The 19,734-nt window shown below is 39.9% G+C and carries 17 protein-coding genes and 1 riboswitch; of the genes, 7 read left to right on the plus strand and 10 right to left on the minus strand.

What is annotated here, in order from left to right:
- The first annotated feature begins 218 nt into the window (after positions 1-218).
- The 3 genes from ACJJVX_RS18050 (at position 219) to msrA (ending at position 5,045) form a co-directional block, all read left to right on the plus strand.
- On the plus strand, positions 219-1,271 hold the full coding sequence (locus tag ACJJVX_RS18050) for an efflux RND transporter periplasmic adaptor subunit (protein WP_054204315.1): 1,053 nt from the start codon (positions 219-221) through the stop codon (positions 1,269-1,271).
- A 3-nt stretch (positions 1,272-1,274) separates the two neighbouring features.
- Positions 1,275-4,373 (plus strand): efflux RND transporter permease subunit, encoded by a 3,099-nt coding sequence (locus tag ACJJVX_RS18055; protein WP_054204316.1) that lies wholly within the window; start codon positions 1,275-1,277, stop codon positions 4,371-4,373.
- A 135-nt stretch (positions 4,374-4,508) separates the two neighbouring features.
- Complete coding sequence (gene msrA / locus ACJJVX_RS18060) at positions 4,509-5,045, plus strand: peptide-methionine (S)-S-oxide reductase MsrA (protein WP_054204317.1); 537 nt, start codon at positions 4,509-4,511, stop codon at positions 5,043-5,045.
- Between the two features lie 73 nt (positions 5,046-5,118).
- Here msrA and ACJJVX_RS18065 read toward each other — a convergent pair whose 3' ends face one another.
- Positions 5,119-6,954, minus strand: coding sequence for a TonB-dependent receptor domain-containing protein (locus ACJJVX_RS18065; RefSeq protein ID WP_405632762.1), 1,836 nt, complete (start codon positions 6,952-6,954; stop codon positions 5,119-5,121).
- Between the two features lie 33 nt (positions 6,955-6,987).
- A riboswitch (cobalamin riboswitch) is annotated at positions 6,988-7,138 on the minus strand.
- A 290-nt stretch (positions 7,139-7,428) separates the two neighbouring features.
- Here ACJJVX_RS18065 and ACJJVX_RS18070 point away from each other — a divergent pair.
- The gene (locus tag ACJJVX_RS18070) at positions 7,429-8,979 is read left to right on the plus strand and encodes a tryptophan halogenase family protein (RefSeq protein ID WP_231658995.1); all 1,551 of its coding nucleotides are present in this window, start codon (positions 7,429-7,431) and stop codon (positions 8,977-8,979) included.
- Positions 8,980-9,050: 71 nt separating this feature from the next.
- Here the strand turns inward: ACJJVX_RS18070 and ACJJVX_RS18075 are convergent, their stop codons facing one another.
- Positions 9,051-9,533: a YajQ family cyclic di-GMP-binding protein gene (locus ACJJVX_RS18075; protein WP_054204320.1), complete on the minus strand. Its 483-nt coding sequence runs from the start codon at positions 9,531-9,533 to the stop codon at positions 9,051-9,053.
- A gap of 161 nt (positions 9,534-9,694) precedes the next feature.
- Between ACJJVX_RS18075 and ACJJVX_RS18080 the strand changes: the two genes are divergently transcribed.
- Together ACJJVX_RS18080 and ACJJVX_RS18085 are read left to right on the plus strand one after the other, a co-directional pair.
- Complete coding sequence (locus ACJJVX_RS18080) at positions 9,695-10,045, plus strand: VanZ family protein (RefSeq protein ID WP_054204321.1); 351 nt, start codon at positions 9,695-9,697, stop codon at positions 10,043-10,045.
- Positions 10,038-10,946, plus strand: coding sequence for a ketopantoate reductase family protein (locus ACJJVX_RS18085; RefSeq protein WP_405632766.1), 909 nt, complete (start codon positions 10,038-10,040; stop codon positions 10,944-10,946). Before ACJJVX_RS18080 ends, ACJJVX_RS18085 begins: the two co-directional genes overlap by 8 nt.
- Before the next feature lie 30 nt (positions 10,947-10,976).
- On the opposite strand, the gene thiI is transcribed toward ACJJVX_RS18085, so the two are convergent.
- Complete coding sequence (thiI, locus tag ACJJVX_RS18090; protein ID WP_054204323.1) at positions 10,977-12,434, minus strand: tRNA uracil 4-sulfurtransferase ThiI; 1,458 nt, start codon at positions 12,432-12,434, stop codon at positions 10,977-10,979.
- A 105-nt stretch (positions 12,435-12,539) separates the two neighbouring features.
- Positions 12,540-13,190 carry a TetR/AcrR family transcriptional regulator gene (locus tag ACJJVX_RS18095; protein WP_054204324.1) on the minus strand — a complete coding sequence of 217 codons (651 nt, stop codon included), beginning with the start codon at positions 13,188-13,190 and terminating at the stop codon, positions 12,540-12,542.
- A 250-nt stretch (positions 13,191-13,440) separates the two neighbouring features.
- Here ACJJVX_RS18095 and coaD point away from each other — a divergent pair, with 250 nt between their 5' ends.
- On the plus strand, positions 13,441-13,923 hold the full coding sequence (gene coaD / locus ACJJVX_RS18100) for a pantetheine-phosphate adenylyltransferase (protein WP_054204325.1): 483 nt from the start codon (positions 13,441-13,443) through the stop codon (positions 13,921-13,923).
- A 114-nt stretch (positions 13,924-14,037) separates the two neighbouring features.
- Here coaD and ACJJVX_RS18105 read toward each other — a convergent pair whose 3' ends face one another.
- From ACJJVX_RS18105 to ACJJVX_RS18130, 6 genes are all read right to left on the minus strand, one after another.
- Positions 14,038-14,523, minus strand: a complete 486-nt coding sequence (locus ACJJVX_RS18105) for a hypothetical protein (RefSeq protein WP_054455141.1) — start codon at positions 14,521-14,523, stop codon at positions 14,038-14,040.
- A gap of 82 nt (positions 14,524-14,605) precedes the next feature.
- Complete coding sequence (locus tag ACJJVX_RS18110; RefSeq protein WP_054455139.1) at positions 14,606-15,136, minus strand: hypothetical protein; 531 nt, start codon at positions 15,134-15,136, stop codon at positions 14,606-14,608.
- 35 nt (positions 15,137-15,171) lie between these two features.
- The gene (locus tag ACJJVX_RS18115) at positions 15,172-15,387 is read right to left on the minus strand and encodes a hypothetical protein (RefSeq protein ID WP_054455137.1); all 216 of its coding nucleotides are present in this window, start codon (positions 15,385-15,387) and stop codon (positions 15,172-15,174) included.
- A 290-nt stretch (positions 15,388-15,677) separates the two neighbouring features.
- Positions 15,678-17,543 (minus strand): argininosuccinate lyase, encoded by a 1,866-nt coding sequence (gene argH, locus ACJJVX_RS18120; protein WP_170173117.1) that lies wholly within the window; start codon positions 17,541-17,543, stop codon positions 15,678-15,680.
- Positions 17,544-17,598: 55 nt separating this feature from the next.
- Positions 17,599-18,801: an argininosuccinate synthase gene (locus ACJJVX_RS18125; protein ID WP_054204330.1), complete on the minus strand. Its 1,203-nt coding sequence runs from the start codon at positions 18,799-18,801 to the stop codon at positions 17,599-17,601.
- A 10-nt stretch (positions 18,802-18,811) separates the two neighbouring features.
- Positions 18,812-19,732 carry an ornithine carbamoyltransferase gene (locus tag ACJJVX_RS18130; RefSeq protein ID WP_054204331.1) on the minus strand — a complete coding sequence of 307 codons (921 nt, stop codon included), beginning with the start codon at positions 19,730-19,732 and terminating at the stop codon, positions 18,812-18,814.
- Between the last annotated feature and the right edge of the window lie 2 nt (positions 19,733-19,734).

Consider the following 19,734-nt stretch of genomic DNA (forward strand, 5'->3'; position numbering starts at 1 on the left):
AACATAATAATTGCCCAAAGTACTATTTTTCGCATTTTCAAGCAACGACGACAGGTAGTAGAAAACTTCATAACACTCTCTTTTAAAATAAAAAACAGGTACAAATAGGTAATTAATTTTATTTTTACGCCTAATGCACAAATTTACGAGATACGTGACAGCTCTTTGTCGCCGTTATTTCGTACACTACATACAATTAATTTTTTGGTATTACTAAGATGTACTCAAAGCAATCAGGCAAGGCGCTATTTCCATTTATTATTACCCTACTTATTGGGTTATCGGTTTATCTTTATTTACCCAGCAGCCAAGGTAAGCAATCTGGGTTTACAAGCTCGGCAACACAAGTAACGGCTCACGCAGTCGCAAGTGAAGAAAATGCGATTCTTATTGAGGCTATCGGCAGTGCACGCGCTAATCAAGCAATTTATATAAAAAGCGCACAAAATGATTACATTACTCACATCTACTTTAAAGATGGTGATCTAGTTAATAAAGGCCAAAAGCTCGCTCAGTTACAATCACAACAAGAAGAGCTAACGGTTAAAGAGCTAGCTATTAATCTACGAGAAGAAAAGCGCCAACTCCAACGTTTAACGGAACTTTCCCGCTCACAAGCTACGGCAAAATCACTGTTAGAAGAACAGTTATCACGCGTTGATGCTACCGAAGCGAAATTAGATAATGCCAAAACAAAATTAGCAGAAATGACAATTACAGCCCCGTTTGCTGGTGTGTTAGGTAAACGTCAAATATCTGTCGGTGCATACGTTAATAACAGTACCGCCATCACCACCTTAGATGATATCAGCATCATTAAAGTTGATTTCAAAGTACCAGAAAAATACTTAGCTCAATTACAGCTTGGTATGAAAGTTATGACACAGAATGACGCTTACCCAGGCACAACCTTTACAGGAAAAGTAACGCATGTAAGCTCTCGTATCGATGCCGTAACTCGCAGTGTTGAAGTAACAGCCAGTTTTGCCAATAACAATACTTTATTACGCCCTGGTATGCTGCTTAATACCGCACTAGAGCTTAGTTCAAATCAAGCAATAATGGTGCCCGAAAAAGCGATTATTCCGCAACAAGACAAACATTATGTTTTTCAGATAACGGATGGTGTCGCAACTAAAGTTGAGGTGCATGTAACAGGTCGTCATAACGGCTGGGTTGCAATTGATGAAGGTATTAGTGCAGGCCAGCTTGTTGTGACTGAAGGAATTATTAAAATTCGTTCAGGCAGTAAAGTTACAGTGAAGGGGTGATCTGTGAAAATTACTGATACAAGTGTTAAACGCCCTGTCTTCGCGATTGTTATCAACTTATTGTTACTCACATTTGGTTTAGTGGCATTTTCGATGCTGCCACTGCGTGAATACCCTGATATTGAATCACCTATTGTTAGCGTAAGCACACAATATTCTGGTGCATCGGCTGAGATCATCGAGACCAAAATAACGCAAGTACTTGAAAATCGTATTTCAGGTATTGAAGGCATTAAAAGTATTAACTCTTCAAGTCGTAATGGGCGCTCAAATATTACTATTGAGTTTAATATTGACCGCGATATTGATGCCGCATCAAACGACGTACGTGAGCGAGTAGCACGTGCACTTGATAGTCTTCCAGAGCAAGTGCGCCCACCTGAAGTGTCTAAATCTAACAGTGATGAAAGCCCTATTGCTTGGTTTGTACTTAATAGTACCACTATGGATTCATTGCAGCTTTCTGACTACGCCCAGCGCTTTATTGTTGACCGTTTAGCCGTCGTTGATGGCGTGTCTAATGTACGTGTTGGCGGCGAGCGTAAATATGCGATGAAGGTATGGCTTAATCGTCAAGCCATGGCAGCACGTGGTATTACCAGCGTTGATATTGAAAATACGCTACGTACTGAAAATGTTGAATTGCCTGCGGGTGAAATTGAATCCATTGACCGTGACTTTACTGTGCGAACGGCTCGCAGCTATAAAGATCAGCGTGACTTTCAAAACCTTGTCATAAAACGCGGTGAGGACGGTTACCTTGTGCGTTTAGGTGAAGTCGCTGATGTGCACCTAGAAGCTGCTGACGATGAAAGTTTATTTCGCGGTAATGGCCGCAACATGATTGGTCTTGGTATTGTAAAACAAGCTAAAGCAAATACACTGACCGTTGTTGATAATGCCCGTGCCGAACTTGAAAAAATCAAACGCAACCTCCCTGAAGGTACAACAATTGAAGACAGTTACGACTCATCTATTTTCATCAATGAATCGATTAACGAAGTATACAGTACGCTCGCTATTTCAATGGGCTTAGTCGTATTAGTGATCTACATCTTCTTAGGTAATATTCGTGCAACACTTATTCCTGCCGTAACAGTACCAGTGGCATTAGTGGGTAGTTTTATGTTTTTACTAGCGATGGGCTACTCTATCAACTTATTAACTCTACTCGCATTAGTGCTGGCCATTGGCTTGGTGGTTGATGATGCGATTGTGATGCTTGAAAATATTCACCGCCGTATCGAGCTAGGTGAACCACCGTTATTAGCCTCTTATCGTGGCGCGCGTGAAGTTGGCTTTGCCATAATCGCAACCACATTAGTGCTTATATCGGTATTTGTACCACTGGTGTTTATGGATGGCCGTATTGGCGCGCTGTTTACTGAATTTGCTATGGCTGTCAGTGCTGCGGTGTTTTTCTCTAGCGTAACAGCCTTAACACTCTCCCCTGCATTATGTTCTAAAATATTAAAGCACTCCGAAAAACAAAGTAAATTTAGCCAAGGCATGGATCGCCTATTTAGCAAAATAGAACGCAGCTATCAAAACGCTTTACGCTCTAATATGACTCGCTCTGGCGGGTTAGCATTAACTTTATTACTTGCCGGTTTTGTTAGTTATTCATTATTCCAACAGATCCCATCTGAGCTAACACCAAAAGAAGATCGCGGAACTTTCTTTATCATGATGAGTGGTCCTGAAGGCGCAAGCTACGAAAATAATGCGGCCAACATGGCAAAAATTGAAGAACGCTTAATGCCTTACTCAGAGTCAGGCGAATTAAGTCGTGTGCTTGTCCGTGTTCCTGGTTGGGGTGGTAGTGGCGGTGTTGCCATCATCGGCATGGCTGACTGGGATGAACGAAAACGCTCAACGTGGGAAGTCATGGATGAGATAAGCGGTAAAATGCGCGAGGTCACTGACGTGCGCGCTTTTGCAATTATGCGCCGCGGTATTGGCGGAGGTGGCTCATCACGCCCTATTGAGTTTGTACTCCAAGGCAATGATTATGATCAACTGGCCGATTGGCGTGATCGCATTATTAAACGCGCTGAGGAAAACCCAGGCTTAGTAAGAATCGATCATGATTACAAAGAAACATTCCCACAATTTTTAGTTAGCATTGATAAAAATAAAGCGGCTGATTTAGGTGTGTCGGTCTCTGATGTGGGCCGTACGCTTGAGACTATGTTGGGGCAGCGTCGCGTAACCACGTTTATTGACCGTGGTGAAGAATACGATGTGATTTTAAAAGGAACTAAAGCAGACTTTAAAGATCCTACCGACATAGCCAATATTTACTTAAAATCACGCAGTGGTGAACTGGTCCCGCTTGATAGCTTAATAAGCCTAAAAGAAGAAGCCACCGCGTCGCGTTTAAATCGCTTTAATCGTATGCGTGCCATCACCCTCAGTGCCAACCTCGCGGATGGCTACACACTAGAAGAAGCACTTAACTTTCTAAACAAAGTGGCGATGGAAGAAAATGACATTGATGGTGCCGTTGATTACAAAGGCGAGTCGCAGCTTTATTACGAAGGCGCATCAGCAATGACCTATGTTTTCATTCTAGCGCTGACTGTAACCTTTTTGGTATTAGCAGCTCAGTTTGAAAGTTTTATGCATCCTTTTGTTATTATGCTAACCGTACCTTTAGGATTAATGGGCGCGATGTTTGGTTTATGGGCAACAGGGCTTACTTTAAATATTTACAGCCAAATAGGCATTGTAATGTTGATTGGCCTCAGTGCTAAAAATGGTATTTTGATTGTTGAGTTTACGAACCAGCTACGTGACAAAGGCGTAGAATTTAGTGAAGCAATTATACAAGCTGCCAGCCAACGTTTACGCCCTATAATTATGACCTCACTAACGACCGTTATGAGTGCCGTACCACTAGTGCTTGCATCAGGCCCCGGCGCAGAAAGTCGTATGGTTATTGGTGTTGTTGTATTTACGGGAGTTATAGTCGCGACAATACTCACGCTATTCGTCGTTCCTGCGGCCTATTATGCACTGGCTCGTAACACGCAATCACCAGAGTTTTTACAACAAAAAATCAATCAACAAGCCGCTGAAAAGCCTCTTAAAGAGCTTTAATATTAAAATAGCGTTGCGTCTGCTAGTCGCAACGCTATTTTTGCGTCACAGATTCGATGAAATAAAAACCCAGCTTACTCGTTCTTCTGATACGCTAGATAACCTGCGTCAGTTAATAATTTTGAGGAGCAAATAATGAGTACAACAAATCAAACCGCAACATTTGGTGGTGGCTGTTTTTGGTGTATCGATGCTGCATTTAGACGAGTTCAAGGCGTTTTAAATGTAAGCTCAGGCTACACGGGGGGCGATACGACGGATCCTAGCTACAAACAAATATGCACGGGATTGAGCGGTCATGCTGAAGTCGTACAGATTGAATTTGATAGCACTGTAGTAAGCTTTGAAACCTTATTAGCAATGTTTTTTACGTTACATGATGCAACTCAACTAAACCGCCAAGGTAACGATATAGGCACGCAGTACCGCAGTGTTGTGTATTATCATGATAATGAGCAGCAAGCGCAGACAAATGCATACATTGCAAAATTGCAAAGCCAAATACGTGAGGACATAGTGACAGAAGTAAGCCCTGCTGTTACTTATTATCCTGCAGAGCAGTATCACCAAGATTACTACAGCGAAAATCCAGAGCAACGCTATTGCAGCTTGCTTATTGCACCTAAACTGAAAAAGTTTGAGCAAGACTATAAAAAATACCTAGTTAGTTAACCGCATTTTTATACACAAAAAAAAGCCCGACACAGTAACGTATCGGGCTTGTATATTTATGCTTCAAACTTGATTAAAACTGGTAACTTGCACCAATAAAAAACCGACGATCTGCAGTGTTATAGTAAAATACCTCGCCAGTTGTGTAATTTTTGCTTGAATCAACAGCGTCATATTCTCTATCAAATATATTTTCAACACGCAAAGAAAAAGACAGTGATTCGTTTAACTGATAATTTGCAGTTAAATCCCAAAGAGTATAAGAACTTAGCATAGTCACTTTACCCTCACGCCCGCTGCGATATTGCATGTTAAAACCAGCATCAAAATCGCCCCACTGCTTAGCAACAGACCAATTAATAGTTCGTGGTGACACATATGTTTGTGCCACACCTGTTGCGGTATTTTCAGCATTTAAATAAGTGAAATTAAATTGATTATCGAAACCAAAAACCTGATTCTTAAAACTGAACTCTACACCTTCATGGCGAGCTTCATTTATATTTGCTGGTTGCCATTTTCCGTCCGCATTTGGCGCCCAAGCAATCAAATTTTCAATATCATTTCTAAAAATAGAAATGTCTACAGCGGCTTGAGTAAAATCAATAGTTAACCCAAGCTCCTGATTAACTGATGTCTCAGGTACCAAATTTGGATTACCCGAGAATGGATAGTATAAATCGTTAAATGTTGGCGCTTTAAAGCCCGTACTTTGGCTAACTCTAAACGTTGCATTTTTGTGAAAACGATAACCAACAGCAGCTGTATAAGTTGTTTCATCACCAAAGTATTGGTCGTTATCGTAACGAATAGCTAAATTTGCAAGTAATTTTTCAGCATCGTAATAACCGCCAATAAAGCCAGCAAATACTTCACGGTTCTTCTTACTATATTCGCCAGTAGTACCTGAGATATCATCTTTATACCAATTTAAGCCACCGCTAATATTAAATTCACGATTAACTGAATACAAACCATTATAATCGACTTGTTTACGCTGTGTTTCAAATATATCCACTACCGTTGTATTGGTATGATCAATTCGAGAGTTATCTGATCCATCGTTTGAAAAAGCAATATCAATTGAGTGGGTTTGATTCTCAAACGCCTTATCCCAACCTAAACCAATCTGATAGTTTTCAAAATCATTATTCTCTACTGTACTGTCCGCAGGTGAAAAAGCACTGTCATACTGCGCATAACCTTCACTATACTGACCACGAGCTTTAAGCCGACCTAGCTGCTCATTAGTATAATTAACGTTAAAACCAATATTTTTATTTTCATAGCCATCTTCATCAAGTGCAACTCCCTGCAAAACATCAAAACCATCCGTTTTCTCAAAGCCAGCATTAAAAGATGCAGTCAAAGCGTCAATAACGGTAGTACCTGCAACTTGATAATTTTGATAAGCATCTGAGCCAAATGTAACATCAAGGGTAACTAATTGTGCTTTACGCGTAATAATATTAATAACACCAGCCAACGCATCCGAACCATATACAGCAGCACGCGAGCCTTTGACTATTTCAATACGCTCTATTGAATTAAGAGGAATATTACTAATCGATTTATACCCTAAGGTGGCAGAGCCACTGCGAATACCATCAACTAAAATTAGCGTATGGCGAGAACTTGAACCACGCAGTGATACACCTGAGTTTTGCCCAAAGCCGCCATTTGAGTTGATTTGAAAGCCAGCTTTCGTTTTAAGTAGGCTTGGTAGATCACGTACATTAGCTTGCTCTATATCACTTCGTTCGATAACAGTTACACTGGCTAGTACATCAGTGATTGATTGCTCAAATTTATTCGCTGTAACGGTAATGCGTTCGATTGATTGTTCTGCTGAGGCAGAAAAAGATAATGCAGCAGCAATTGCTACACCTAAAGTAGATTTGATTAACATGACATCCCCTGACCTGCGCCCGCCGCACAAGTTATTTTAAGTTTACTTCAAGGCCGGTCTCCGGACTCTGTGCTGTGCACATTACCGTTGCGGGGGCAGTGTTGGGGTTGTGATCATCATGAACACGCACCAACTTCCCGATTATCTTGCTGTTAGTTTCAATTCTTTGAAATATCTACTGAGAGGGTAAGCAAGCACCTTGAAAATAGGCCGCTATTGTGATTATTTTAGAGATGAAAGTCAATGGACGTCTATATAGCTAAACTGGCTTTATCAAGGTCTACATGTACAACTTACAGCCAAAGACTGAGAAAGCCTGAAAAATTTCATCCTACCTATTGGGTATTAAAAAAGGTAAATTAATCAAGTAACCTCATTCAAAGCTGATAATTTTATTTATCGTTGTGATAGTACATATCCAAAAATAACTAAGCCATTGTTTAAGTTGAGTAATTAAAGTTGGAGTAAATAAAAGTGGAACAAATTAAACAAGTTATCATTGTTGGCGGCGGCACTGCAGGTTGGCTAACTGCTAATCACCTCGCTAAAACGCTTAACTGCACCAACCCATTAAGCGTACAAATTACACTTATTGAGTCAAAAAATATTCCAACCATTGGTGTAGGTGAAGGAACAGTGCCTGTTATGTGCCAAACATTAGCGCATTTTGGCATCAGCGAAACAGATTTTATCCGTCAATGTGATGCGACCTTCAAACACAGCATTAAGTTTATTGATTGGCTAGATAACCCTACCGATAACAAAAAAGAAAATTACTTTCACCATTTATTCAACTACCCAAATATTGAAGAGCTCGATCTGACTCCGTATTGGCTGCTTAATAAAAATAACACCAGCTATGCCAATAGCGTATCAACTCAAGGCTATATGTGTGATCAAGGGCTTGGTCCTAAAAATATGACTCATCGTGAATTTGAAGGGATGGCAAGTTATGCGTATCACCTTGATGCGGCTAAGTTTTCAGCGCTACTCACTGACAACGCTGTCAACAAGCTAGGCGTTAAACATATTCTAACCGATGTATTAGATGCAAAACTCAATGTTGCAGGTGATATTGAAAGTTTACAAACAAAGTGTGCTGGCACGGTCTCTGGCGATATTTTTATTGATTGCACAGGCTTTGCCGCTAAATTGCTTGGCGATAAACTTAAAGTCCCTTTTATTGACCAGAGCCATATTTTATTTGCCGATACAGCCCTTGCAATTCAAGTACCTTATCAAAATCCAGATGATCCTATTAACCCCTACACTAACGCCACGGCAAAAGAGGCTGGATGGATTTGGGATATTGGCTTATCTAGCCGCCGCGGTATTGGCCATGTTTATTCAAGCAATCACACCAGTGATGACCAAGCAGAGCAAACATTACGTGACTATATCGGCCCACAGGCAGATGATTTAACCGCCCGTAAAATTGCCATGCAAGTAGGCTATCGTAAAACTCCATGGAAAAATAATTGTATCGCCATTGGTTTATCACAAGGTTTTGTTGAGCCATTAGAAGCAACAGGGTTATTAGTGTTTGATATTACGGCGCGGATGCTGGCGCAGAATTTCCCAGCAACGCGAAAAGCAATTCCCGCGATAAGCGAGCGCTTTAATGACAATATTACTGGGCTTTGGCAAAAAGTAATTGATTTTATTAAGCTGCATTATTGTATTTCACGTCGTGACGACAGCCAGTTTTGGCTAGATAACCGAGCATCAAGCTCAATTAGCGATTCGCTGCAAAGTAATTTAGCCTTATGGCGTGACACTGTGCCAAACAAATATAACTTCACCAGCGCATTAGAAGGCTTTAACTTAGAAAATTACTTGTATGTGTTGTACGGTATGGAGTTTCCCACCAACTTACAACCCATAGCCACACGTTTTGAAGCGCACCAACAGGCGGCATTCACCATGGAGCAAATAGCGCAAGCCGCTAATTACTGTCAGCAACAGCTTATCCCGCACAGAGAGTTAATTGAAAAAATAAAGCGCTATGGCTTAACAAAGATATAGCTAAACCGTAAGCCAAACTAAAAGCCAAACAACATCAATGTTATTTGGCTTTTTAAATACGCCCTAGGCTTTTAATCGCGAAAGTTTTTAAACTGGAACGGTTGACCAAGATCGGCAGCACGAACTACTTGCATTGCTTCTTGTAGGTCATCACGCTTTTTACCCGTAACGCGTACTTCTTCACCTTGAATAGCAGCTTGTACTTTTACTTTTGAGTCTTTAATCGCTTTGACTACTTTTTTAGCCATATCTTTTTCAATGCCTTGCTTAAGCGCAACATTACGAAATACATTTTTACCCGCACGGCTAATATCTTGTAGCTCTAGGCTTGAAACGTCCATGCCACGCTTTGAAATTTTATTAGCTAAAATATCAAACAACTGCATTACTTGTGAGTCGGCTTCAGCTTTTAGTTTGATTGTTTTATCATTAAGCTCAATAGACGCATCTACGCCTCTAAAGTCAAAGCGTGTTTCTAATTCGCGGTTAGCGTTATCAACGGCGTTTTTTGCTTCGTTCATTTCTACTTCAGAAACGATATCAAATGAAGGCATGTGTCTCTCCTAACAAAATGTTTTTAATTTAAATTTGGATTTGACGACAATTATACCGTCTATTTCATAAATCTTTACATTTTTCTGCGCTTTGTTCAGGTGCGATACTAAATATGTTTGATATACTGCGGCTCTATTTTTAAGCTATTTTAGGATTAACTGTGACTCGGCGTGTATACCAAGCCCTATTTTTAATCAGTATAGTGGCCTTTACATTTTTATTTGCTAAAGAAGTTAAAGGTGCTGCTAATCTATTTCCACATGTTGATAAAGTGGCTCATTTTGGCATTTTTTTCATACTCGCAGTTGTCATGGATAAAGCTTTTAAAATTCCTTTGCTCTTACAAATATTTTTACTTGCTGGGTATGGCGCAGCTATTGAAGTTATGCAAGGAATGCTACCTTATCGCCAAGCTTCAGTTGCCGACTTTATTGCCGACTTTGCAGGCGCAGCAAGTTATTTTACGATTAAATTGATATTTCACATTGGTAAAAAACCCAACCATGGCTAATATCGTAATTATCGGTGATGGCGCTATAGGGCTGTTATATAGCCACTTTTTAAGTGCAAATAATCAAATCACATTAATAACGAGAAGTGGGGATTGCAAAAGCAATTACTACTACCAATATAATGAGCAGCAACAGGTAATTTCGGCAACGGTATTAAATACAACACAGTTAAATCGATTAAAAACCAAGGCGCTCGACACGGTTATATTTGCAGTAAAAGCATACCAAGTAAATGACGCTTTCTCACTTGTAAAACCCTACTTAAGCGATAACTGCAATATTGTGTTATCACATAATGGGCTCAGTGATTTAGACCCTTTATTGTGCCAATTACAAAGCCAACAAGGCTTATACTTTTTAACCACGCGTTTGGCGGGCTTTAAAGTAACGCCAATAAAGGTTGCGCACACGGGTTACGGGGAGAGTATTTTAGGCAGCTGTAATGCAATTGCAGCAACACGCTATAAAACGGTATTATCACAATTAAATAATTTACCTAATATTCGTTTTAGTGAGCATATCAACCAACTTCGTTGGCAAAAGTTATTAATAAATATTGCCATCAATCCGCTCTCCGCACTTTATAACGTAAAAAATGGTGCCCTTAGAGCCCCCATATTTAGCCGTAAAATCTTAAATACAGTAAATGAAGCATGTCACGTTGCCAAAAAAATGGGCGTTAATGTAACTCTTGCTGACGTGCTTGCAACGGCTTATCAAGTGATGAGTGATACACAAAATAACTTTTCATCAATGCAGCAGGATGTTGCCCATAGTCGAGTAACTGAAATCGATGCTATGTGTGGCTATATTTGCCAGCAGGCTAAAATACTCGATATAAACACCCCACATAATCAATCTCTTCTTGATGCCATCAGGCATAAAAAAAGCGCGATTTAAATCGCGCTTTTTCAATCAGATAGACCTTACTTAAGGGCGATATACTTTTACATTGGCAAAACCATTATCATGTAAAATAAGTGCCTGTAGTTGGCTCATTACGCCCTTCGCACAATATAAGTAATAGTCTTTATCTTGCGGTAAATCGCCAAACTTTGTTGCTAAGCGAAAGAAGGGTAAATGCACTACTTCAATCCCATCAATTTCAAGTGGTTTAGCGTCTTCTTCTTCTGGAGAACGAATATCAACAACCACTGCATCGCTAGGTAAGTCAGAAACTGACTCAGCCTCTTTAAGCTCTTGCTTGGCTTCAAGGTCAATATCACGCACATCCATAACACGTGCATTTTCAATAACAGTATTAAGTACATCAAAGTCAAACTTTTGCTCTTCTGCTTTTACAACCTCAATTTTTGCTTTAACTGTTGGTTTTTTAGAGATAACCCCACAATATTCAGGCATGGTCTCTGCCATCTCGGCAGTACCAATTTTACGGGCAATATCGATAATCTCTTGTTTATCATGCTGAATTAACGGGCGTAAAATAAGTGTTTCTGTAACACGATCAATGACGCTGAGATTTGCCAGTGTTTGGCTTGAAACCTGACCTAAACTTTCACCAGTAACAAGTGCTTGTATACCTAGTTTTTCAGCAATTTGGCTACCCGCACGCATCATCATACGTTTGAGGATTACGCCCATTTGACTGTTTTCAACATTTTCTAATATTTCAGCGACAACTGGCTCAAAATCGACACTAATAAATTTAACTTTATGCGTTGAGCTAAACTGCTTCCAAATATAATAGCTTGCTTGCTTAACACCAATTTCGTGTGCTGCGCCGCCTAGATTAAAGAACAAAAAGTGAGTACGAGCCCCCTTACGGATCATTTGATAACTTGCAACACCTGAGTCAAAACCACCTGACATAAGTGACAATACATCTTCCTGAGTTGGCAGTGGGAAACCTGACATACCATAATGAGTTTGCGTTACTATATATGCTTTATCATCTTTTATTTCTAGGCGTATTGTTACTTCTGGATTTTTAAGCCTTACACTCGCCCCTTCAACATGCTGATTTAAGCCACCACCAACATAACGTTCAACATCTGTTGATGTAAAGTCATGCTTGCCCTGACGCTTACAGCGTACGCAGAATGCTTTATTAACAACTGTGTGGCCAATCAGATCGAGTGCTTTCTCATAAATGTCGTGAAGGTTTTCGTAGTTTGTCTCAGTTACTTCAATAAATTGCACAATACCAGGGATGCGCTGCAGACCATCAATAAAATCAATGCGCATTTGTGCGTCATCAGATTTAGTGACAACTGATATATTGTCCCAGTTGTTCTGAACTTGTACTTTTTCGTCAAGCTTACGTAATACAATTTTAATGTTGTTCTCTAACAACTTTGTAAAACGTTTACGCACGGAGCGGCTTTTAATGGCTATTTCAGGATGGAGTTTGACGATAAATTTAAGCATAGTTCACTCGTTAGACAATTTTAAGAATTCACGCACCCACGTGTTGGGCGCGCGATTATAGCAAAAAATATAACGTCTAGGAAATAAACAAACCTCAAATCCCCATCAGGCAGGTTCGGCCTCTTGCGCTAATTCACTATACTTTTCACGTAACAAGTTAATTTTTGGGATACTTTGCTCAGTCCCATATGCTTTAACGAGCAATAATATTTTTAAAATTCCATTATAAATATCTTGCTGCATAAGCTCACCACTTAAACGACGAGCTTTGATGTAGGGCGTCCAAAAGCTCACCGTAATCTTCAACATATGAGCAAGCTCAACCGCATCTTCGTCATCAATTGTAATAACCCCGCCTTCACGCAGGCCTATTATAATTTCTCTAACTTGACCAAGCAAAGCGGCTTGAAAATCAATGTAATCTTTTTTCAACACTTCATCTCGAGATAAAATATCCCCTAAATTGTCATAGAAAAAATGAAAACGCCACATCAATTCAAATAATGCATCCAAATAGCCAGACAAATGCGAAAGTGCTTCATCGCCTTTGACTATAGGAAGAAACTGGGTATGTAAATGCTCACTGTAAAGTGAAAAAATATGACGAATAATGTCCTCTTTATTCTTAAAGTGATAATAAAGGTTCCCAGGGCTTATCCCCATGTGAGAAGAGATATGGTTGGTAGTAATCGCACGTTCCCCGTGCTCATTAAATAGCTTAATGCTAGTCTGAATTATTTTATCCTTGGTACTCATATCCTGCTACTCTAGGTTGTTTTTAAAGCAAATGCTCAAAGTTTACTCAAATATAATTAGCCGCGCAGTATAAACAATAAATAAACAATTAAATACCATCATGAAAATTTCTAACCCATAATTCGTATTGTTTACGTCATATTGAAATAAACTAATTTACATACGTGTCACTTATCCCTCAATTGGAAAGGCTGATTTGGATTACAAACGCTGTTAATATAGCCGCAAACATAACATTAAGCCGATACTTATGAAAGTCACTGCAATTTACCCAGGAACCTTTGATCCATTAACGAATGGGCACACAGATTTAATTCAACGGGCAGCTAAGATGTTTGATACTGTCATTGTCGCCATTGCTCATAACCCCAGTAAAAAACCATGTTTTAGCTTAGATGAGCGGGTAGCCCTAGCAAATAGTTTATTAACTCATATTGATAATGTAAGCGTGATTGGTTTCTCAGGATTACTTGCTGATCTTGCCCGTGATCATAATGCCAATGTATTGATCCGAGGGATTCGGGCGGTGTCTGATTTTGATTATGAGTTTCAGCTCGCCAATATGAATAGGCGATTAAACCCCGATTTAGAAAGTGTATTTCTCACACCCGCTGAGAAAAATTCATTTATCTCTTCAACCTTAGTTAAAGAAGTAGCGCGTCACAAAGGAGATGTAAGCGAGTTTGTAAGTCCTTTAGTAGTCAAGGCATTACAAGATAAGCTACATGGCTAAAACAGCCTTTGAACAATAATGAGTTTCCGCAGCCATCTTTGGGCCAAGGAAGCTCAGCAGTTTATTCTTAAAAAGTAAATAATGATGAGCTTGTGGCAACATAGCCATGGGCTATTAAATGCAGCGCGATTGGGACAGTGTTTTGTTCTTTAAAATCCATTTATAACACTTAGCAAAACCAAGAAAGTCCTTATTCAGCACAAGAGCAATAATCATCATGATGTCGGATAAGTTAACTCCAATACTATAGATGTGCCAAAACCACCATGCTCCAATATATTTACCATACTGTAGATCAACATACATACCGAGAAAAAGAAAAATATTAACGCTAAAACCAATAATGATGTAAATTTTAGCTGGTAGGTTTTCGACTGTTTTTTTTACAGAAATAAAGGCAATAAATAGTAGCGTTACAACATCGTAAGCTGCCCATATAGCATAAATAGTGGTGGAGTTTAAAATATCATAGCCAATGCTTTGGTGTAGTAATGGATCGCCGACTAAATAGGATAAGAAAATAGTAAACGCAACCCACATTGCTGTACTGTCACTTCCTGGTGAGGCTGATTTCTGTACGAGATTGTACAGAAAAGCCATCAGAAAGCCCCATACGATTAATGAGGATAGATATAAATTAAAAGGTTCTTGAAATAACGCCACAATTTTTTAATTAGTTACGTTAACAATTTTTTAGGCTATTAATTTGTTTTTTATTATTTTTTTTTGTAAAAAGCTTTCCAATATGTAACCAATCTTTTCCGAAGATAAGTGTGACAACCATAAAGAAATCTACAACCGTAATACCTATAGAATAAAAACTCCAAAACCACCAGTACTCTTTATTCTCTAGTAGAACTATATCAATGTGTATCCCTAAGAAAATTAAGGTATTAACAGTAAGTCCAGCAAGTATATATTTCAACGTTGCAGTGTACGGAAGCTTTAAAAGTTTATGCGAGACCAAAAGGGCAGTAATAGTTAAAAAGTCATATTTTACCCAGATAAGATAAACGTACATTCCAGCATTAAGGTCAACAAACTCATAGCTTAAGCCATAAGAAAGCAACATTATAAAAGAAACAACGAGAGGTGAAATACTTCGGTCTTCAACAGCAAACTTTAGTAACAAATTATACAAGCAAGCCATTAATAATCCCCAAATGATAATAGTATCAAAGTGGATCCCTAAAGACGTTAAATCAAAATACATACACCATCTCGTTTTTGCTAAACCTTATTAACAAGTTACGATGGGCGACGACGATCAGGGTCAATTGATAAACCACCACCACCACGCTGAATCTCAGCTTCACCACCTGCAGCTAATAAGGCTTCATTAGATATAGACACTGTATCAGATTGTAGGGTTTTATTGCTAGCGCTTTGTTCTAAAGCGGGCTTTGATTGTTGCATAGAGCTGTATGCTTGCATTTGTAATTGGCTATTACCTGTAACTTGCATGAGACTATTCCTTTCATTTAATGTTAATAGTGACCTAAGCAGTTTTAAGTCGCTGTTGATAACGCTCTGTTAAATTTTTGGCGTTTTTGTAAAGATGAATCAATTTTTATCCATCTCATGTACCTAATAGCAATTTACGATCCAACTTTTTATAAAATTGATCTTTTTTGATCTAGTAAATTTAAATAGCCGATTTGCAACTTGAAAACTCAGAGGTGAGGTCATACCAGTTTATGTCAAATATAAAAAAACGCACAGGGATAACCGTACGTCTTTTATATCCAGGGATTTTAAGCCACGTTTTTACACGGGATCTCCGCACTATTACTTAGCTTCAAAATAAATTCCATTGCGACTTCATCGCAATTATCTTTACGTAAACACAGTTCACAATCTTTCATTACCTTTTCTGGTAAGCTGTCTTTAGTACAGAATGTGAAGCCTTGTTTTTCAAAAAAATCAGGGACTCGCGTCAAAACGATAATACGATTAAGCGCCAACTTTTTGGCTTTAGTTAGTAAATGCTCCACCAGCTGCCGCCCTTGTCCAGTTACGCCTGTATCAGGGTCAATACCCAAGGAGCGTATTTCAGCAAGGCCGGTATCATAAATATACAATGACGCACAGCCTGCAACTTTCCCGTTCACTTGTGTCACAGCAAATTCATTAATAGAATGCACCATATCGCTTTTAGCACGTGGTAAATTTTCACCTACGGTAGCCCAGTGTTGTATTAGCTTCGCAATACCTTCAACATCATCAAGATTAGCGTCGCGTACCGTTATTTGCTGTTTTTTTTTGGCATCTTTAACTGCAATGGTAACTTGCTCTAACGATGTGCCACCCAATGCTTGACGTGCTTTTATACATGCGTCTATTTCTAATACAGCATATACATCTTGTTCAAAAATACTATGCACTGATTGGAACTGTTCTAAACTTAAATCCTCTAAGTTATTCCCTTGTGCGATAGCCATTTGCACAAGCACACCCACAATATGATGCCCCTCTCTAAAGGGTATACCTTTAGCTACCAAGTAGTCTGCAAGTTCGGTTGCATTTGAGTGCCCACCCTTAGCTGCTGCTAAAGTTCGTTCGCCGTTAACTTTAACCCCCTTGAGACACGCCTGAGCCATATGAATGCACGCAAGCCATGTAGGCATTGCATCAAATAAGCCTTCTTTGTCTTCTTGCATATCTTTATTATAAGCAAGTGGCAGGGCTTTTAAGGTCATCATCATGGCACTAAAGGCACCAAATACACGGCCTGTTTTACCACGAATAAGCTCTAGTGCATCGGGGTTTTTCTTTTGCGGCATCAATGATGAGCCTGAAGTGACATTATCTGCCAACTCTATAAACCCGGCTTCACCCGAGTTGTAGAAGATCAAATCTTCTGACATACGCGATAAATGGATCATGGAGATTGACGCACAGCTTAATAACTCAACAACAAAGTCCCGGTCTGACACAGCATCTAAACTATTTTTTGTCGCAGCGGTAAAACCTAGCCCTGCGGCAAGAGTTTGCCTATCTATTGGGTACGCCGTACCGGCAAGTGCGCCACTGCCTAATGGGCAAAAATTCATACGGGCTTTAGCATCAGCTAAACGACTTTCATCACGCTCAAGCATTTCAACATACGCCATACACCAATGACTAAATAGCAATGGTTGAGCACGTTGTAAATGGGTGTAACCCGGTAAAATAGTTCCTAGCTCACGTTCAGCTAAAGCAATAAATTCACCTTTTAACTGCGCTAGCGCTTCAAGTAAATGATCGGCGGTATCACGACACCATAGACGAAAATCTGTAGCAACTTGGTCGTTACGGCTACGTCCAGTGTGTAGTTTTTTAGCTAAATCGCCCACTTTTTCGATTAAAGCAGCTTCAACATGAGAATGAATATCCTCAGCGCCCGAAGTTGCCACTGCTTGTGGATCAGCTTTTACTTCGTCGAGTAATTCATTTAATGCTGCTACTAGCGATTGATGCTCGCTACTGCTTAATACATCAACTTGCTTTAAGGCACCAGCCCATGCAACAGAGCCAACAATGTCCTGCTCTGCGAGTTGATAATCGAAGGGAAGTGAGTCGTTAAATTGTTTAAACGCCTCATCTGGACCCGTAGAAAAACGTCCGCCCCATAATGCCATGAAATATCTCCAAACCCTGAAATTGCCCCGCTTTATGTACGGGGCTTTTGTAAAATTACTTCTTCGCGAGTGCTGAAATTCTGCTTGAAAGCGAGAATAAACGAATAAAACCTTCAGCATGCGATTGGTCGTATACATCATCTGCACCAAATGTTGCAAAGTCTTCGCTGTATAAGCTATTTGGTGATTTTTTCTGAACCGCAGTTACTTGGCCTTTATAAAGCTTAAGAATAACTTCGCCAGTAGCAACAGTTGATAATGCTTCTGCGCCCGCTAATATTGAGTCTTTAAGTGGTGTAAACCAACGACCGTCATAGACTAAGTGTGAGAACTCGCCGCCCAATACTTCTTTCCATTTACGACTTGCTTTATCAAGTACTAGCTCATCAATCGCTTGTAATGCAGCCATGATCACTGTCCCACCTGGTGTTTCATAACAACCACGTGATTTCATGCCCACTAAGCGGTTTTCAACGATATCAACACGACCAACGCCATGCGGGGATGCAATATCATTAAGTTTAACTAAACAGTCATACGGTTTAAGTTGTTCGCCATTTACCGCAACTACTTCACCTTCAACTACCTTTAAGGTAACAAACTCAGGTTCATTCGGCGCTTGCTCTGGTGAATTAGTCCATGTCCAAACTTGCTCACTTGGTTGGCACCACGGATCTTCAAGCTCACCACCTTCGTGCGAAATATGCCACGCGTTTGCATCACGACTGTAGATTTTAGTTGCAGACGCTGAACATGGAATATTACGCTCTGCTAAGTAATCAAGTAATGACTCACGGCTTGATAAATCCCACTCACGCCATGGCGCAATCACTTGAAGATCTGGAGCAAGCGCGGCAAAACACGATTCAAAACGTACTTGGTCATTACCTTTACCAGTACAACCATGAGAAAGTGCATCAGCACCTACTTTGCGAGCAATTTCAACCTGCGCTTTTGCAATAATAGGACGTGCCATTGACGTACCTAATAAATAAGTACCTTCGTAGATTGAACCTGTTTTAAGCGTTGGATAAATATAGTCACTTACCATCTCATCTTTTAGGTCAACGACATAACACTCAGATGCACCTGATGCGATCGCTTTTGCTTCAACACCTTCAAGCTCTTCTGCGCCTTGACCTACATCGGCCACAAACGCAATGACTTCACAGCCGTAGTTCTCTTTTAACCATGGCACAATGGCCGACGTATCTAAACCACCAGAATAGGCTAATACAACTTTTTTAATAGAACGCATTGGTGATACCTTACACAAAATTTGGATTTAATAATGAAACAAGCAACGCGTTTTGCGCATGCATACGATTTTCTGCTTGTTGTATAATTTTTGACGCCGGACCATCCATTACTTCTGAAGTAATTTCAAACTCACGGTGTGCAGGCTGGCAATGCAGTACAGTGTCAGCCCCTGTTAGTTCAAGTAACGCCTTGTTTAATTGATACGGCATGTACTTTTCTTTTACTTGATCAAGTGGCGTTTCATCACCCATTGATACCCATGTATCTGCATACACAGCGTTAGCACCTACAGCCGCTTCAACACGGTCACTGACCATCACTGATGCACCATTCATTGCTGCAATTTGTTCTGCTTGCTTTAAAATTTGCGAATCCGGTGAGCTGCCTTTAGGGCATACAGCAACGAAATCAGTACCTAAAGTAGCTGCAAGCAACATTAGTGAATGAGTTACGTTGTTACCTTCACCTAAATAAGCCAGTTTTAGTTGGCTTACATCACCATACACTTCTTGCAGTGTTAAAAAGTCAGCAAGTGCTTGGCATGGGTGATATAAATCACACAAGCTATTAACCACAGGAACGCTCGAGAACTCAGCAAGTGTAGTTAACGTTTTATGTTGATATACCCGTGCCACGATGCCGTCTGCCCAACTGGCGATATTCAAAGCAAAATCTTTCACTGATTCACGTGCGCCCATGGCACCATTTTGCGAATCAAGATACACCGCATGACCACCTAACTTATTAATACCAATATCAAATGATAAACGCGTACGTAAGCTCGGCTTTTCAAATAAAGTAACCACGGATTTACCCGCTAGGGCTTGACTAAAATCAGCAGGATTCGCTTTAATTTTTTGCGCAAGATTAAGTAACTTAAGTGCGCCTTGTTGGTCTAGTTCAAGACCCGATAAAAAATGATTAAACATAT

Origin of the sequence: Pseudoalteromonas sp. Ld20 (genome assembly GCF_045064175.1) — a bacterium.
GTDB classification, from domain to species: Bacteria; Pseudomonadota; Gammaproteobacteria; order Enterobacterales; family Alteromonadaceae; genus Pseudoalteromonas; species Pseudoalteromonas neustonica.

Excerpts from the sequence above, each read along its gene's own strand:
- ACJJVX_RS18065 (WP_405632762.1), bottom strand. The coding sequence starts at position 6,954 with ATGTTAATCAAATCTACTTTAGGTGTAGCAATTGCTGCTGCATTATCT.
- ACJJVX_RS18115 (WP_054455137.1), bottom strand. The coding sequence starts at position 15,387 with ATGCAAGTTACAGGTAATAGCCAATTACAAATGCAAGCATACAGCTCT.
- coaD (WP_054204325.1), top strand. The coding sequence starts at position 13,441 with ATGAAAGTCACTGCAATTTACCCAGGAACCTTTGATCCATTAACGAAT.
- ACJJVX_RS18105 (WP_054455141.1), bottom strand. The coding sequence starts at position 14,523 with ATGGCTTTTCTGTACAATCTCGTACAGAAATCAGCCTCACCAGGAAGT.
- ACJJVX_RS18075 (WP_054204320.1), bottom strand. The coding sequence starts at position 9,533 with ATGCCTTCATTTGATATCGTTTCTGAAGTAGAAATGAACGAAGCAAAA.
- ACJJVX_RS18050 (WP_054204315.1), top strand. The coding sequence starts at position 219 with ATGTACTCAAAGCAATCAGGCAAGGCGCTATTTCCATTTATTATTACC.
- ACJJVX_RS18095 (WP_054204324.1), bottom strand. The coding sequence starts at position 13,190 with ATGAGTACCAAGGATAAAATAATTCAGACTAGCATTAAGCTATTTAAT.
- thiI (WP_054204323.1), bottom strand. The coding sequence starts at position 12,434 with ATGCTTAAATTTATCGTCAAACTCCATCCTGAAATAGCCATTAAAAGC.
- argH (WP_170173117.1), bottom strand. The coding sequence starts at position 17,543 with ATGGCATTATGGGGCGGACGTTTTTCTACGGGTCCAGATGAGGCGTTT.
- ACJJVX_RS18110 (WP_054455139.1), bottom strand. The coding sequence starts at position 15,136 with ATGTATTTTGATTTAACGTCTTTAGGGATCCACTTTGATACTATTATC.
- ACJJVX_RS18130 (WP_054204331.1), bottom strand. The coding sequence starts at position 19,732 with ATGTTTAATCATTTTTTATCGGGTCTTGAACTAGACCAACAAGGCGCA.
- ACJJVX_RS18125 (WP_054204330.1), bottom strand. The coding sequence starts at position 18,801 with ATGCGTTCTATTAAAAAAGTTGTATTAGCCTATTCTGGTGGTTTAGAT.
- msrA (WP_054204317.1), top strand. The coding sequence starts at position 4,509 with ATGAGTACAACAAATCAAACCGCAACATTTGGTGGTGGCTGTTTTTGG.
- ACJJVX_RS18085 (WP_405632766.1), top strand. The coding sequence starts at position 10,038 with ATGGCTAATATCGTAATTATCGGTGATGGCGCTATAGGGCTGTTATAT.